Source organism: Glaciecola sp. 1036 (genome assembly GCF_050306235.1).
Taxonomy (GTDB): Bacteria; Pseudomonadota; Gammaproteobacteria; order Enterobacterales; family Alteromonadaceae; genus Glaciecola.
Map to the genome: position 1 here is coordinate 136,724 of NZ_JBLWFH010000004.1, position 15,893 is coordinate 152,616.

The 15,893-nt window shown below is 41.8% G+C and carries 17 protein-coding genes; 2 read left to right on the forward strand and 15 right to left on the reverse strand.

Annotated elements, in window-relative coordinates; translation table 11 throughout:
* Positions 1-55: 55 nt before the first annotated feature.
* The 14 genes from ispG to trmJ all read right to left on the reverse strand — a co-directional run bounded on the left by ispG (position 56) and on the right by trmJ (position 12,254).
* The gene (gene ispG, locus ACNKW3_RS07800) at positions 56-1,195 is read right to left on the reverse strand and encodes a flavodoxin-dependent (E)-4-hydroxy-3-methylbut-2-enyl-diphosphate synthase (RefSeq protein ID WP_427398724.1); all 1,140 of its coding nucleotides are present in this window, start codon (positions 1,193-1,195) and stop codon (positions 56-58) included.
* Positions 1,195-2,262, reverse strand: coding sequence for a RodZ domain-containing protein (locus ACNKW3_RS07805; protein WP_427398725.1), 1,068 nt, complete (start codon positions 2,260-2,262; stop codon positions 1,195-1,197). Before ACNKW3_RS07805 ends, ispG begins: the two co-directional genes overlap by 1 nt.
* Positions 2,255-3,472, reverse strand: coding sequence for a type IV pilus biogenesis/stability protein PilW (gene pilW / locus ACNKW3_RS07810; protein ID WP_427398726.1), 1,218 nt, complete (start codon positions 3,470-3,472; stop codon positions 2,255-2,257). The genes ACNKW3_RS07805 and pilW overlap by 8 nt, the downstream gene beginning before the upstream one ends.
* A gap of 19 nt (positions 3,473-3,491) precedes the next feature.
* On the reverse strand, positions 3,492-4,646 hold the full coding sequence (locus ACNKW3_RS07815) for a bifunctional tRNA (adenosine(37)-C2)-methyltransferase TrmG/ribosomal RNA large subunit methyltransferase RlmN (protein WP_427398727.1): 1,155 nt from the start codon (positions 4,644-4,646) through the stop codon (positions 3,492-3,494).
* Positions 4,647-4,751: 105 nt separating this feature from the next.
* Positions 4,752-5,183 (reverse strand): nucleoside-diphosphate kinase, encoded by a 432-nt coding sequence (ndk, locus tag ACNKW3_RS07820; RefSeq protein WP_427398728.1) that lies wholly within the window; start codon positions 5,181-5,183, stop codon positions 4,752-4,754.
* 93 nt (positions 5,184-5,276) lie between these two features.
* Positions 5,277-5,615: an ISC system 2Fe-2S type ferredoxin gene (gene fdx, locus ACNKW3_RS07825; protein WP_427398729.1), complete on the reverse strand. Its 339-nt coding sequence runs from the start codon at positions 5,613-5,615 to the stop codon at positions 5,277-5,279.
* Positions 5,616-5,630: 15 nt separating this feature from the next.
* Entirely contained in the window at positions 5,631-7,490 is a 1,860-nt protein-coding gene (gene hscA / locus ACNKW3_RS07830) for a Fe-S protein assembly chaperone HscA (RefSeq protein ID WP_427398730.1), read from the reverse strand.
* Between the two features lie 45 nt (positions 7,491-7,535).
* On the reverse strand, positions 7,536-8,048 hold the full coding sequence (gene hscB / locus ACNKW3_RS07835) for a Fe-S protein assembly co-chaperone HscB (protein WP_427398731.1): 513 nt from the start codon (positions 8,046-8,048) through the stop codon (positions 7,536-7,538).
* 26 nt (positions 8,049-8,074) lie between these two features.
* Complete coding sequence (gene iscA / locus ACNKW3_RS07840; protein ID WP_427398732.1) at positions 8,075-8,398, reverse strand: iron-sulfur cluster assembly protein IscA; 324 nt, start codon at positions 8,396-8,398, stop codon at positions 8,075-8,077.
* A gap of 39 nt (positions 8,399-8,437) precedes the next feature.
* Positions 8,438-8,821, reverse strand: coding sequence for a Fe-S cluster assembly scaffold IscU (gene iscU / locus ACNKW3_RS07845; RefSeq protein ID WP_427398733.1), 384 nt, complete (start codon positions 8,819-8,821; stop codon positions 8,438-8,440).
* Between the two features lie 18 nt (positions 8,822-8,839).
* Positions 8,840-10,063 carry an IscS subfamily cysteine desulfurase gene (locus ACNKW3_RS07850; RefSeq protein ID WP_427398734.1) on the reverse strand — a complete coding sequence of 408 codons (1,224 nt, stop codon included), beginning with the start codon at positions 10,061-10,063 and terminating at the stop codon, positions 8,840-8,842.
* Positions 10,064-10,075: 12 nt separating this feature from the next.
* Positions 10,076-10,555, reverse strand: coding sequence for a Fe-S cluster assembly transcriptional regulator IscR (iscR, locus tag ACNKW3_RS07855; protein WP_427398735.1), 480 nt, complete (start codon positions 10,553-10,555; stop codon positions 10,076-10,078).
* A 164-nt stretch (positions 10,556-10,719) separates the two neighbouring features.
* Positions 10,720-11,523, reverse strand: coding sequence for a serine O-acetyltransferase (gene cysE, locus ACNKW3_RS07860; RefSeq protein ID WP_427398736.1), 804 nt, complete (start codon positions 11,521-11,523; stop codon positions 10,720-10,722).
* Between the two features lie 2 nt (positions 11,524-11,525).
* Positions 11,526-12,254: a tRNA (cytosine(32)/uridine(32)-2'-O)-methyltransferase TrmJ gene (trmJ, locus tag ACNKW3_RS07865; protein WP_427398737.1), complete on the reverse strand. Its 729-nt coding sequence runs from the start codon at positions 12,252-12,254 to the stop codon at positions 11,526-11,528.
* A gap of 127 nt (positions 12,255-12,381) precedes the next feature.
* Between trmJ and ACNKW3_RS07870 the strand changes: the two genes are divergently transcribed.
* Together ACNKW3_RS07870 and ACNKW3_RS07875 are read left to right on the forward strand one after the other, a co-directional pair.
* A complete protein-coding gene (locus ACNKW3_RS07870; RefSeq protein ID WP_427398738.1) occupies positions 12,382-13,179 on the forward strand; it encodes an inositol monophosphatase family protein in 798 nt (265 codons plus the stop codon).
* A 192-nt stretch (positions 13,180-13,371) separates the two neighbouring features.
* A complete protein-coding gene (locus ACNKW3_RS07875) occupies positions 13,372-14,808 on the forward strand; it encodes a GGDEF domain-containing protein (protein ID WP_427398739.1) in 1,437 nt (478 codons plus the stop codon).
* Positions 14,809-14,929: 121 nt separating this feature from the next.
* Here the strand turns inward: ACNKW3_RS07875 and secF are convergent, their stop codons facing one another.
* Complete coding sequence (secF, locus tag ACNKW3_RS07880; RefSeq protein WP_427398740.1) at positions 14,930-15,886, reverse strand: protein translocase subunit SecF; 957 nt, start codon at positions 15,884-15,886, stop codon at positions 14,930-14,932.
* Positions 15,887-15,893 lie beyond the last annotated feature (7 nt).

Genomic DNA, 15,893 nt, shown 5'->3' on the forward strand with positions numbered 1-15,893 from the left:
ACATTATAAGGATTTTGTCGCGCGGGGTAAATCAAGGAATGGCAAATAGTACAAATTATTCGACGCTATCGTCTACTTTTATGCTAATGCGGTTGGTATTGTCTAACATACTGGCTTTAGCTGCAGCTTTTGCTCGAATCTTACGCTCTAAATTATCCACAAGGTCGGAGTTAGCTATACGCTCTTTTTGTCGTTTACCATCTTCATAGAAGCCACTCATGTTGCGAGCGCCAGTTAAGCCCAAGTCAGAGACCTCAGCTTCGCCGGGACCATTCACAACGCAGCCTATAATGGAGACATCTAACGGGGTAAGTACGTCTTCTAGTCGCTGTTCTAGCGCGTTTACGGTTGCAATCACATCAAATTCTTGTCGAGAACAACTTGGACAAGCAATAAAGTTAATGCCCCGAGAGCGAATTCGCAACGATTTGAGGATATCAAAACCCACTTTAATTTCTTCTACTGGATCTGCAGCAAGGGAAATACGGATTGTATCGCCTATTCCTTCCGCCAGTAGCATGCCTAAACCAACTGCACTTTTTACAGCGCCAGCTCGAATACCACCAGCCTCTGTAATGCCTAAATGTAATGGTTGTTCAATTTGTTTGGCTAATAATCGATAAGCCCCGACCGCTAAAAATACATCAGATGCTTTTACGGAGACTTTAAACTGATCAAAATTCAGCTTGTCTAAAATATCGACATGGCGCATAGCGGATTCAACTAAGGCCTCCGGTGTAGGTTCACCATATTTTTCTTGTAAATCTTTTTCTAATGAACCGCCATTTACACCAATTCGAATGGGAATATTCTTGTCTTTGGCACAATCTACTACAGACTTTACTCTGTCAATGTTGCCTATATTGCCTGGGTTAATGCGCAAACAATCCACACCGTATTCAGCGACTTTTAACGCAATGCGATAATCAAAATGGATATCAGCAATTAAGGGGATATCTGTTTGTTGGCGAATCAACTTAAATGCTTCGGCGGCATCCATGGTAGGCACAGATACTCGAACAATATCGCCACCGGCAGCTTGGATTCGTTTTATCTGTGCCACTGTTGCATCCACATCAGTGGTTAGGGTGTTTGTCATAGATTGCACTGAAATGGGTGCATTATCACCAACAGGCACATTACCTACATAAATACGTTTTGATTTTCGTCGTATAATTGGACTTTCTGCAAACATTATTCACTCGCTAAAGGTAACTGAAACTTCACAGGGCTACCTACCCCAAAGCGACTTAGATCGACTAATTCGTGGTTAAATTCTATGTCGACCTTCTCAGTCGGACAAAGATTCACACTGATCGGAGGTAAAGCCATGACAGTCATTACTCTACCTTGTTTTTTCACACCAACGGCCACAGTTTCGCCGTTAGCATCTTTCACACTTAACCAGCAATCTTCACGAAATGTAAATACAACTTGTACTTCAGTGGCAAAGTCAGCTTCAAAACTATTTGCGTCTGTCACTTCAGCGCCAGATTGTGGTTGTATATCTGTATCAGATTGTAAAAGAGAATCGTCATCTAGGGTTTCATCTGAATCCACAGTTTGACTAACCGACTCTTCTATATCATTTACTGTTTCTGACACTGTTTCTTGTGCAGTATCCATCACGTCTTCAACTTCTTCTGACAAGGAAGAAGCCTCAACATCATCAGCGTTATCTACAATCGTTGGTTGACTTTGTTGTTGAGTGGTTTGCGTTGTTTCAGGCGCTTGTAAACTATAGTCAGGCTCAATTACTTGTTCTGTTTGTGATTGTTCAACCGGCTGAGCTTCATTAGCATCATCTGACTGATTGAAGGTACGCGAAGTAAAATCTGCAAAACTATAATCTTGTTGGTCATACCACCAATAACCTAATGAGGCTATTACTAATATAATTACACCATAGGTCACAAGGTTCCATCGGCTGTCATGGGCTTCACGCTCTACACGGCGGGAAAAACTTTGTAATTTAGTGTCTGATTTATCATTCACATGAATATTATCAAACGCGTCTAATAATGGCGTGACTTCCATATTCACTAATCGTGCATACAGGCGCACATAGCCTTTTGTGAAAGTGATTGAAACACCTTGCTCCATACCATCTTCTTCAATGGCTTGAATACTGGCCAAGCGTAATTTTAGGCGATTAGCCACTTGCTCTTGTGATAGCCCCATTCTCTCTCGCGCATTTTTTAGCTGAGTCCCTGGACTTAGGGGAGTAATAGGTTCGTTAGAAAGTGTCTCTTCGTTATTCATCTGCTTTAGGTTCCTTTACCCGCAATTTTGTGCCGATTTTGATGTCTGACGCATCATTAATATTATTCCAGTCTAACAATTTGTCCATCTTAACGTTATATTTCAGCGAGATACGATACAAATTTTCTTTTGGTTGAACAATATGATAGCCCTCTTCCACTTCCTCAGGCTCTGTAGGTGTCTCTTGAGTGCTACTTTCAACTTCTTCGACAACAGGATCTGCTTGCACACTTGCAATATCTTCTTCAGTATTTGAAGAAGTAGTGTCCTCATATGTTTCTACGACTTCTAATTGCTGCGCTGGTGTTGAGCTTTCGGCCACACTCACCTCTTCAACCTGCGCTTCCATAGCACTAGTCTGTTGTTGTTCTATTTCAGGAGCAGCTTCTACCACTTTAGGTTCAACGGTTTGCAGTTTGCGAGTAACTTTTGCAGCAGGTTTAAACTTACCCATTTGTGCAACATAGGTAGCAGTATGTTGATGTTCTGGATACATTTGTTTCAATAAATCACCATAACCCACTGCTGCTTTAAGGTCATTCATACCTTGAGCAATTTGATAATTTAAAAACAAAGATTCGGGATTAACCGTCGCGTTTCGTTCGTAACGCCACAGCATTTTTTTCGCCTCTTCCCATTGTTGTTTCTGAACGTATAGTTTAGCTAACAAAAATAAACTTCTAGGGCGCGTTGGCTGGTGATTTAACGCGCTATTAAAATAGGTGATAGCTTCATCAATCTGGTTTTGATTTTGCGAGCAAATGGCAAGGTTTTCATAAGTTTCTGCTGTAGCTGAATAACTTCTAGCACTTACCGCCTTTAAAAAATAATCTTTGGCTTTTTCATAGCGCCCTTGTTCGCAAAGAAAAGCACCATAACTGTTAACTATGTCCGGATCATTTCTAGAATACCCTAAGGCATTTTCATAATATTCTTCAGCAATATCTGCCTCTCCGACTTGCTGAAAATAATACGCCATTGCATAGTGTGCTTCGCCAGATCTTGGCGCGAATTCTATAGCTTTATCCAAATTAGACTTAGCTTGCGCATAGTTTCCGTTTTTTAAATAAGTAAGCCCTAAGCTTACTCTTGTCTTGGCTGCTTCTTCTTTATCAATCGCACCCGTACCTACAAATGCTGGATCAACGGGCTCGGATACGCAACCCGATAACCCAATCACTAGGCCTACAATCGCCAATTTTTTCAACATGCCAGGATATTTCCTTTCATTAATCAGATACTTTTACGGAGATAGGTTGCCCTTTCATCTGTTTTTTTAATATTCTTTTTGTTCTATCGACAACGTCACCTACAAGTTGACCACAGGCCGCATCAATGTCGTCTCCACGGGTTTTTCTGACCACTACCGTAAACCCATAGTTCATTAACACTTTTGCAAATCTATCAATTCTAGAGTTGCTCGAGCAAGTATAAGGTGAGCCCGGATAAGGATTAAACGGAATCAAATTAATCTTACTGGGTGTTTGCGCTAACACCTTAGCCAGCTCATGCGCCTGATCTGTGCTGTCGTTGATATGACTTAACATAACATATTCGACGGTTACTTTACCCTGATTCGCCCGAGATTTCTTCAAGTAACGACGTACCGCAGCAAGAAACTCGTCAATTGGGTATTTTTTGTTCACTGGGACAATTTCGTCACGTAATTTATCGTTAGGCGCATGCAATGATATCGCCAGCGCAACATCGATTTCATCGCCCAATTTATCCAGAGCCGGCACGACACCTGAAGTAGATAAAGTCACTCTTCGTTTAGACAAGCCGAATCCAAAGTCGTCCAGCATGATGTCCATTGCAGGAATTACGTTTTTCAAATTGAGTAAAGGCTCACCCATTCCCATCATTACCACATTAGTAATTGGGCGCTGGGAAGTGTCTTTAGATAAACCAATAAAAGTAGCAACACGCCACACCTGGCCTATGATTTCCGCCACCGTTAGGTTTCGATTAAATCCTTGTTGAGCAGTAGAGCAAAATGTACATTCTAAGGCACAGCCAACTTGAGATGACACGCACAAGGTGGCGCGGTCAGATTCAGGAATCCAAACGGTCTCCACCTCTTGCCCACCATCTAGCATGATGGCAAATTTAATGGTGCCGTCGGTAGCCTGCTGATGAAACGAAATTTCCGGCGCTCTTACTTCACAGTTATCAGTAAGCTTTTGGCGTAACTGCTTATTCAGATTGCTCATCTTATTAAAATCTGATTCACCCGCTTGGTAAATCCATTTCATAAGTTGGTCTGCACGGAAAGGCTTTTCGCCGATGGATGCAAAATAGTCTCGCAATCCTTCACGATTAAAATTTAATAAATTAACCTTTTTTGGGGCCTTTGGCGTTTCCACGTCAACCTTAGTCGTCATTCTCTTTAACCTTACAATATATACAAGGCGAACGATAAAGCAAAAAAAGGGAGCCATTTGCTCCCTTAATGCCTGTAACGTTCGCTACAGCAATTACATACTTAATTATCTTGTACGAGGACAGATTTCTTCGTCAGTAAAAAAGTATGCAATTTCACGTGCAGCTGATTCTGGAGCATCAGAACCGTGCACAGCGTTTTCATCTATAGATGCAGCATAGTCAGCACGTAGTGTACCTGCAAATGCTTCTTGAGGGTTAGTAGCACCCATAATCTGACGGTTTTTAACTACCGCATCTTCACCTTCAAGTACCTGAACCATTACAGGGCCAGATGTCATAAAGTCAACTAAAGCACCAAAAAATGGGCGTTCTTTATGCTCGGCATAAAAACCTTCAGCTTTTTCGCGAGATAGGTGAAGCATTTTAGACGCGACAATGCGCAGTCCAGCTGTTTCGAAACGATTATAGATGGCACCGATCGCGTTTTTAGCTACTGCATCCGGTTTAATGATTGAAAAAGTGCGTTCTAAAGCCATGTTGTTGTCCTGTTAACTAAATATCAATTTTGTTGCAATTTATAAAACTGCGCGGATTATATGCAAACTAAAGATAAAATCCCAATGAATTTTTTAATGTTGTTCTGAAGCATGGTTAATAGTGTACTTCGGAATTTCCACTACTAGGTCTTCATCTTGAATAATCGCTTGGCAACTCAAGCGACTTTCTGCTTCTAAACCCCACGCCTTATCTAGTAGATCTTCTTCTAGATCATCGGCTTCGTCAAGTGAGTCAAACCCCTCGCGCAGAATAACGTGGCAGGTTGTACAGGCACATGACTTTTCACATGCGTGCTCAATACCAATACCGTTTTTAAGTGCTACATCAAGTACACTTTCACCTTCTTTGCCTTCAAGTACGGCACCGTCTGGACATAATTCATCATGTGGTAAAAATATTACCTGTGGCATTTTATTCCCCAATTATTAAATATCTGAAATTGACTGACCTGATAAAGCATCTCGAATAGACTTGTCCATTCTTCGGCTAGCAAAGGTTTGGCTTATGGCATCCACAGCTTCAATCTGTTGTTTGATGTCATCAGTGCCAGCACTTTCTCTTAATTGTTCTAGCTTTTGCAACGCTTGTTCGATTTCTTCACGCTCTGATGACGACAAGAGTTCATCGCCGTCTTGCTCAAGGGCTGCATACATTGCTTCTAACACTCTTTGCGCTTCGACTTGCTGCTCTTTAAGCATTCTGGCCTGCATATCTTCGGAGGCATGGCTCATGGAAGCGCGCAGCATCTCCAAGATCTCTGATTCTTCTAATCCATAACTTGGCTTAACCTGTATTTCAGCCGTTTTACCCGTAGATTTCTCCATCGCTGAAACACTTAATAGTCCATCAGCGTCCACCTGGAAGGTGACGCGAATATGTGCGGCTCCGGCCGCCATGGCAGGAAAATCAGTTAAATTAAATTTCGCTAACGATCGACAATGCTCTACAAGCTCTCTTTCACCTTGTAAAACATGAATCATCATGGCGGTTTGACCATCTTTAAATGTAGTAAATTCCTGAGCGCGCGCTACTGGTATAGTGGTATTGCGTGGAATAATTTTTTCCACCAAGCCGCCCATGGTTTCTAGCCCCAACGATAAGGGCAATACATCCAGCAGTAATAAGTCAGAATCCGGTTTATTGCCAACCAAGATATCAGCTTGAATACCAGCGCCTATGGCCACTACCTTGTCTGGATCTATGTTAGTCAGAGGCTCACACTGAAAGAATTCACCCACCGCATTTCTTACCGCAGGAACCCGGGTTGAACCACCAACCATAACGACATGGGCAATGTCTTTCTGGCTTAACTTAGCATCTGCTAATGCTCGCTTGGCGATATTAACGCTTAAATCTACTTTGTCTTGTATTAAGCTTTCGAAGGTCGTTCTATCAATATCAAAGTGAATGTTTTGTTCACCTAGTTGTGCACAAAACACGGCACTTGATTCGTCACTCAAGATTTCTTTTACTTTCTTGGCCGCTTCCATCAAATCTCTATGATAGCGTGTTTGAAGAGCTGCAATATCGAGTTTATCGACAATGTAATTGACTATGGCAAGATCAAAATCATCACCGCCCAACGCAGTGTCTCCAGCGGTAGATAATACTTCGAACACGCCCTTGGTAAGGGTTAAAATAGAAACATCAAAGGTTCCGCCACCTAAATCATATACTGCTATGCTGCCTTGGGCGTTGGTATCTAACCCGTAGGCTATGGCAGCAGCGGTTGGTTCATTCAGCAAACGCAACACATTAAGGCCCGCGAGTTTTGCCGCATCCTTGGTGCTTTGTCGTTGTGCATCATCAAAATAAGCAGGAACAGTAATAACAGCACCCGTTAATTCCTCGCCAAGCGTGCTTTGGGCGCGGTTTTTCAATTGGCGTAAAATATCAGCAGAAACTTCCACTGGTGTTTTATTTCCTGCAACGGTCGCAAACGCAGGATTTCCCTCTGCACTAACAAATGAGTACGGTAGATTGGCCCAAGTCGAAGTGACATCTTGCACACTTCGTCCCATAAATCGTTTGACTGACACTATAGTGTTTTGTGGATCGTTGACCGCATTTTCGATTGCGTCGTAGCCAACAACTTCTGCTTCTGGCGTGTATTGCACAACAGAAGGCAAAATGTGTCGTCCAGCTTCATCCGGTAAGGTCTCACAGCTACCACTGCGTACTGCTGACACTAAAGAATTAGTGGTACCAAGATCTATACCTACGCCGATTTTCTTCTCATGAGGTGCTGCACTCTTTCCCGGCTCAGCAATTTGCAATAACGCCATTAATATATGCCTTTATATCTCTTTGTTTTGCTTATGGGCAATTGGTTAGGAAACTTGCTGTAACTTATTATCAGCCTCAGCGGCAAGTTTATTCAAAAATTTGAGTTTTGTCAGGGCTGAGGCAGCAGCTTCGTTAGATGCATGGTCTTGAGCACTGAGCGCTTGTTCTATCTGTTGAGTTAAATCTTCATCTAAAGATTCGACACTCTTAATAAACGCTTCCAACTGTTGTTGGTTATCAGCGTCAGCCAAGGCTTCTCGTAATTCCATTTGTTGCATTAAAAATTCAGTGTCTCCCATAGTCGCTTGCTCATCTGGCAAGGGAAATTGCCGAAGCGCCAACAAATGTTCGCCTCTTTTTACTGGGGTTTTTAACACATAATAGGCGTCGTTTACTTGTGCATTTTTTTGCATGTAAAGACGCTTTTCTTGCTCGCTGGCACTTGCAAACCTGTCAGGGTGAGTCAATTTTTGCAGTTGTTGATATCGCTGTTTTAACAGGCTTTCATCAATCTGAAATGCATGTGGCAAATTATATAATGCAAAATAGTCTGTCATGTTCATCGGACTCTAGCTTGCACCTATTAAACGGTAAAACTCTCACCGCAACCACATTCACCACTGACATTGGGGTTATTAAAGGTAAAGCCTTCGTTCAACCCTTCTTTGGCAAAATCTAACTGAGTACCATCTAAATAAGTCAAGCTTTTACCATCAATGACAACCTTTACGCCATTATCTTCAAATACATGGTCGCCTTCGTCGATTTGATCAACAAATTCCAAAACATAGGCTAGGCCAGAACAACCGGTAGTTTTCACACCAAGACGAATGCCCAAGCCAGAACCTCTGTTTTGCAAGAAAGTTTTTGCTCTATTCGCTGCTGCTTCTGATACTGTGATAGCCAAGTTTCTGCTCCTAATTACTCGCTGATAATGGTTTACGATTTACTGTTGTCGTCGACTTTTATAGTCTGCTACTGCTGCTTTGATGGCATCTTCAGCCAAAATTGAACAGTGAATTTTCACCGGCGGTAAGGCTAACTCTTGGGCGATATCAGTGTTCTTAATTTCAGTTGCTTGATCAATAGTTTTGCCTTTTACCCACTCTGTAACAAGAGAACTAGAAGCAATAGCTGAACCGCAGCCATATGTTTTGAACTTTGCATCTTCAATAATGCCATCGTCATTAATTTTTAACTGTAGACGCATTACATCACCACAAGCTGGAGCACCCACCATGCCTGTTGCTACTGTAGGGTCATCTTTTTCAAATGCGCCTACGTTTCTTGGATTTTCGTAATGATCAATTACTTTATTACTGTAAGCCATGTTCTCACACCTCTACTTTTAGTGGTTTACCCACTCAACTGATTCTAAATCTATGCCTTCTTTGAACATGTCCCAAAGAGGTGACATTTCGCGAAGCTTAACAATAGCGCTACGCACAACCTTAATCACATAATCGATTTCTTCTTCAGTGGTAAACCTACCGATGCTGAATCTAATAGAACTATGTGCAAGCTCGTCATTCATGCCCAACGCTCGCAGCACGTAAGAAGGTTCTAAACTTGCTGAAGTACAAGCTGAGCCTGAGGAAACCGCCATATCTTTTAATGCCATGATTAAACTTTCACCTTCAACATAATTAAAGGAAACGTTTAAACTACCAGCAACGCGTTTTTCTAAATCACCGTTAAGATAGACTTCTTCCATATCTTTAATGCCGTTCCAAAGCTTGTCGCGTAACATTTTGATACGCTCATTTTCGGTCGCCATTTCTTCTTTGGCTATTCTGAAGGCTTCGCCCATACCCACAATCTGGTGAGTCGGCAAAGTACCTGAACGCATTCCACGCTCGTGTCCACCACCGTGCATCTGTGCTTCAATTCTCACGCGAGGCTTTCTTCTTACGTAAAGCGCACCTATGCCTTTAGGTCCATAAATTTTATGTGCCGAAAATGACATTAAGTCGATTTTCAATGTTTGTAAGTCAATAGGCACTTTTCCAGCTGCTTGAGCCGCATCCACGTGAAAGATAATTTTATTTTCACGACAGAGATCGCCAATCGCTTGCATATCCTGAATGACACCAATCTCGTTGTTGACAAACATTACACTGACTAAAATAGTGTCTTCTCGAATTGCATCTTTTAACTTGTTTAAGTCTAAAAGACCATTCGTTTCTGGTAATAAATAGGTGACTTCATAGCCTTCTCGTTCCAACTGACGCGTTGTATCTAATACCGCTTTATGCTCAGTTTTCACCGTGATGATGTGCTTACCACGCTTCTTATAGAAATGTGCCGCACCCTTTATTGCCAAATTATTTGATTCGGTAGCACCAGAGGTAAACACAATTTCACGAGGATCTGCATTTACTAACTCTGCGATTTGATTGCGTGCTATGTCGACAGCTTCTTCTGCAACCCATCCAAACTTGTGCGAACGAGAGGCTGGGTTACCAAAGTTACCCTCCATCGATAAGCACTCCGTCATCTTTTCAACTACACGAGGATCAACTGGTGTCGTCGACGCGTAATCAAGATAAATGGGTAATTTTAAGTTGCTCATCTGTTACTCCGCTTAAAGTTGCATACTAATTTCAATATTATCTACTAAATTCTTGGCACTGTTATTTTGTCTGTTTGCGACAGACTTCACATCGTTTTTGCTCATCAAGTCGCCAAGGGTTATTTCATTTAAAAAGTTAGCGATACGATCGCTTAATTCTTGCCATAAATTATGGGTCAAACATCGTTGACCGCCTTGGCAATCTGCATGACCGCTACATCTAGTCGCGTCAATGGTCTCATTGACCGCGTTGATTACATCGCCAATCGCAATCTTGTGAGCATCTTTGCCTAACAAATAACCACCACCAGGTCCCCTCACACTTTCTACCAACGCCTGTTTGCGTAGCTTTGCAAACAATTGCTCTAAATAAGAAAGCGAAATCGCCTGGCGCTCAGAAATATCCGCCAGAGACACAGGCCCAGTCTGTGAATGTAAAGCGACATCTAACAACGCTGTCACTGCGTACCTGCCCTTCGATGTTAGTTTCATAATCAATTGCGCCTGCGTGCTAAAATATGCGTAAAGTCTAATTACCTGAGTAATTTTGTCAAGTATTTATCCGACTATTTTACTAGGTTATTATTGATATGAGGTTTAACTTCCATCTAATCAAGGGCCTACAGTATTATTTACTCCGCAACGCTAAAAAATGCCTAAATCTGCGGGTCAAAAGCTTCGTTTTGCTGTTCTTTGATCACAGGTGAAATCCCCGTATTTTCAAAATCTTCAGCGCTAATGCGAGGAATACTATCAGCACAAACATCCCCGCCTAATGATTGTATTACTTTGCACATTTCAGCTACTTTCTTATCCATCAAATGCACATGTTCGAGCATAATACCCATGGCGTTAGCAACAGGATCAGGATTGTCTTCGGCAACTGCATAAGCATCAAAACCATATTTTTTAGCAATGGCCTGGCGTTGCGAAGTTTTATGTTTATTAGCCGGCTGAATAATGCGCCCAGGAATGCCAACGCAAGTCGCGTTTTCAGGCACATCTTTAACAACCACAGAATTTGAGCCTACACGGGCGTTTTCGCCAATCAGAATCGGGCCTAGAATTTTAGCGCCAGCTCCCACCACAACGTTTGCACCTAAGGTTGGATGTCGCTTACCTTTGCTCCAACTTGTGCCGCCTAAGGTAACGCTGTGATAAAGGGTTACATCATCTCCCACCACGGCTGTTTCGCCGATCACTACGCCCATACCATGGTCAATAAATACACGACGACCAAGCTTAGCCCCCGGATGAATTTCGATGCCCGTTAAAAAGCGAGAAAAGGTTGATAGTACTCGCGCTAGCCAGCCTAGCTTTAGATTCCATAGCTTATGGCTAAGCCTGTGGATCCATATGGCATGTAGCCCTGGATAGTTAAACAATACTTCGAAGCTGTTTTTAGCTGCAGGGTCGCGATGAAATACGCTATTAATATCTTCTTTAATTCTACTGAACATAATCATTTATCTTTAGTCAATTTATCTACTGAAGCTAACATTCCCCGTAGAATGTTAATTTCCCTGCTGTCTGGTCGTGCTCGAGTGAACAGTCGTTTAAGTCTGGCCATTATTATGCCCGGGTGATTCTCCCTAATAAAACCGGTCTTACTGAGTGTTTCTTCCAAATGCACATAAAATCTATCGAGATCTTCCACTAAGGGATACTCTGGGGTTTCATTTGGGGCGTATTGGGCGGCTTTCTTTTCTAAAAAGCTCATTCTGATTTCATAGCACAAGGTCTGCACGGCAGCCGCCAGGTTCAGAGAACTATATTCAGGATTAGCATCTATGCAAACGTGAAAATGGCATAGTCTTAGTTCTTCGTTGGTAAGGCCATTTGCTTCTCGTCCAAATACCAAAGCCACCGGATATTGCGGTGACTCAAGGGTTAATTTTGCGCCACATTCTCTGGCCGTTAGCATCGGCCAATCTAGGGTCCTTGAGCGCGCAGATGTTCCTACAACTAAACCACAGCCTTGAATAGCCTGAGAAAGGTCACTGACTATTTCAGCATTTTGCAAAACATCTCCAGCCCCAGCGGCAAGCGCGCTGCTTTTTCCGTCAGGAGGCGAAATAGGGTCGACTAGAACCAACTTTGATAGTCCCATGGTTTTCATAGCCCTCGCAGCCGAGCCTATATTTCCCGAGTGAGAAGTGTTAACCAAAACTATTCGTATATTTTCTAGCATTGCATTGCCCCTTGCAAAAATCGGCGCGTAATATATCACGCAATAGTTTCTCTTTCACTAAAGGATTGAATCTGGTAGACTCCGCCCGTTTTTTAATCTAGTTCTTTATAATATTTGGCGGTTTCTTATGCATCCGATGCTCAACATCGCAGTACGTGCTGCGCGTTCGGCGGGCAGCATTATTGCTCGTGGTTTCGAAAACTTAGACGATTTACAAATTCAATCTAAAGGTTCAAGTGATTATGTCACTAAAATCGACAAGGAAGCCGAAGCTGCCATCATTGGTAAAATTCAACAGTCATATCCTGAGCATTCTTTCATTGGTGAAGAAGGCGGCAACATCGACAACAATTCAGATTTTACTTGGGTGATCGATCCCCTCGATGGCACCACTAATTTTATTCGCGGCATTCCACATTTTGCCGTTAGCATTGCATTATTGTACAAAGGTAAACTCGATCAAGCAGTTGTATTTGATCCTATCAGAGGTGAGCTATTTACTGCATCAAAAGGTGCTGGTGCACAATTAAATGGTTATCGTATTCGGGTGTCTAAAGCCAAAGATTTAACTGAAACTGTGCTAGCAACCGCTTTTCCATTTAAAGATAAAAGTCAATTTGCCGAAGCAAGCAGTAAATTCAATGCGGTATACATGCAATCAGGTGACGTTCGTCGTATGGGTTCAGCGGCCCTTGATTTGGCCTATGTTGCTGCAGGTCGCTTTGATGGTTATTTTGAAAAGGGTCTAAAATCCTGGGATATGGCCGCCGGTGAACTAATTGTGCGAGAAGCAGGCGGATTAAGCACTGATTATGCTGGTAACAATGATCCCCTATATGCGGAATTGAAGAAGCCAGGTTCTGCAAACGGCATAGTGTCAGGGTCACCAAAAGTGGTGCAGCAATTAGTCAAAATATTAAAATAGGTTCTATACTAGATTTTTGACGTTCAAGACAATAAGGCTCATTTAGCGACAAAATGGGCCTTTTTTATAAATTAAGATAAGTTGTTTAGCTATTTATTCCAGTGCAATAACAGTTTATTCTAGAGAAAGTTTCTACATGGTAAGCATGTAGAAGTCAGTGTTCATATATTCATAGCTCAAATGGAGTTGATTTTGGCTACTAATAACGAATCAAAGAGATTAAATTATTTTGTCGGAATTTTGGTATTTCTGATTATTGCGGTATCAGCTTATATCACTATCGGCGATTTGGCGGGTAAACAAAGCCAACAACATCAACAGTCAATATCTCCAGTATTCGCCTTGGTAGAAAATGAGCTTTTGCGCCCACTACATATCGCCGAAACTCTGGCTGAAATTGAGCTTTATAAAGAATTCTTCATTGCGGATGAACCCGATAAAGAAAAGTTAGTCGCCCTTCTCGATAAGTTTAACTCCACATTTGGATACGAATTTTATCTTGCCCATGACAAGTCTAGAAAACAATATAACTCTAATGGCCAAGTATTCGATCTTATAGAAGGTCAGGTTATTTGGTACTTTGCCTTAAAAGATCAGACAGATAATGATATTCAGGCGGTGCTAGGAAAGCGCGAAGATGTGCATTTGTATATAGACGTGCGCCAATATGATGAACAGGGTAACTTTATTGGCTTTGCTGGTTTAGGCAAGTCGTTATCTGATTTTTTATTGTCTTTTGAAAAATTCCGTAATGAATACGGACACGAATTTATCTTTGTGAACAACGAAAAACAAATTGTGCTTTCATCTATCTCCGAATTATCACCTGCCCATGCTATTACTGAAGATGAAGTTATTGGTATTAAAGAAATCAACCAAGTGGAATGGTATGACGAATTCGTGAATCAAGCGGGTGACGATGTAGAGCCTAGCGTGATAGTTTCCAGTGAAACTGGGGATTTGCTGATTTCTAAGCTGTCGTTGCAAAATCTTAAGTGGAATATTTATATTCTCACACCGCTCAATGAACGTCAGTTAGAAGTAAACAAATCTTTTGCGTTATATGTTGCCATTGGTATTTTGATTTTGTTCATCGCCTATAAGGTGTTGTACAAACTCATCGATAAATACATGGATAAAGTGAATCGCCGGATTAATCAAGATCCTCTCACTTTACTTGCCAACCGAGAATACGCTCGCACTTTCTTTTATCGTGAACGTCGGGTACATAGACAAATGTCCGTAATTGTGTGTGACTTAGATAGATTCAAGAATATTAATGATCAATACGGTCATATGGCAGGCGATATAGTACTTAAAAAAGTCGCCCGAACTTTTGAAAGCGTAGTTAGTAAACAAGGTTTAGTAGCACGCTGGGGCGGAGAAGAGTTTGCCATTATTCTACCGGACAAAGATTCCACAGAAGCTCGTGAAGTTGCTGAAAAATGCCGTCTTGAAATAGAGCGCTTGAGCATAGTACACAAAGAAACAGAAATTACAGTCACTGGTTCTTTTGGTATCAGTGCTTCTCGACAATATGCTGACAATTTGGAAGTATTGGTAGAACGTGCAGATCGTGCAATGTATAAAGCCAAAGTAGAAGGCAGAAATACGGTAATAAGCGGTTAGTAGCGCTAGCTGTAAGCCAACTTATAACGTCTATTTGAACATCTAGCCTTATAGATTCTCAAGCACTTTTAGACAAAAAAATAGCAGGCATAGGCCTGCTATTTTTGTATTAAGTTTCACATTATAAAGGTTCTAAATCAGCGCCTTCTTTTTCTACTTCTGTTGGCATTAAGTCTTCTTTACTGATGCCTAGGGCAAGTGCTACAGCACTGGCAATGTACACAGAAGAATAGGTACCAATGAAGACACCCATCAATAAGGCTGTCGCGAAGCCGTGTATCAAACTTCCACCTTTAAAAAATAGCGCCAACAATACCAAAATAGTGGTTAATGAGGTCACTATTGTACGATTAAGAGTTTGGGTCAGTGAAATGTTGATAATTTCGACCGGAGCACCTTTACGAACTTTTCTGAAGTTCTCTCTGATTCGGTCCGACACAACTATGGTATCGTTAAGTGAATAACCAATAACTGCCAGCAATGCTGCTAAAACGGTTAAGTCAAATTCCAGCTGCAATACAGAGAACAACCCAAGGGTAATAAGAACATCATGGGCCAACGCGGCAACAGAGCCTAATGCAAATCGCCATTCAAAGCGCATTGCTACGTAGATAAGAATACAGATTAGCGCCACTATCATGGCTAATCCGCCTTGCTCAGTTAACTCTTCACCAACGTTAGGTCCAACAAACTCAATGCGATCTCGAACGGCAGTTGAGTCCGCTGCTTGCAAGACTTCTACGACCTTATCACCAATAGTTTCCTGTTCAAGGTCATCCCTTGGAGCAACACGAATCAGTACGTCTTGGCTACTACCAAAGTTCTGAACAACGGCATCTGGAAAACTATATTCATTTTCAGTGTTGGCTAAATCAGCTCGGATTTTTTCTAAATCAGCGCCGTCTGGATACTGCATTTGAATCAATGTTCCGCCAGTAAAGTCTAATCCCCAGTTAAGTTGATTAACCGCTAAGGAACCGATTGAACCTACAATCAACAATGTCGAAAAGATTAAAGCCACCATACGAAGCTTCATGAAATCGACAGTTTTATTTATATCTAATATTTGAAGTGCCATTGTCGTT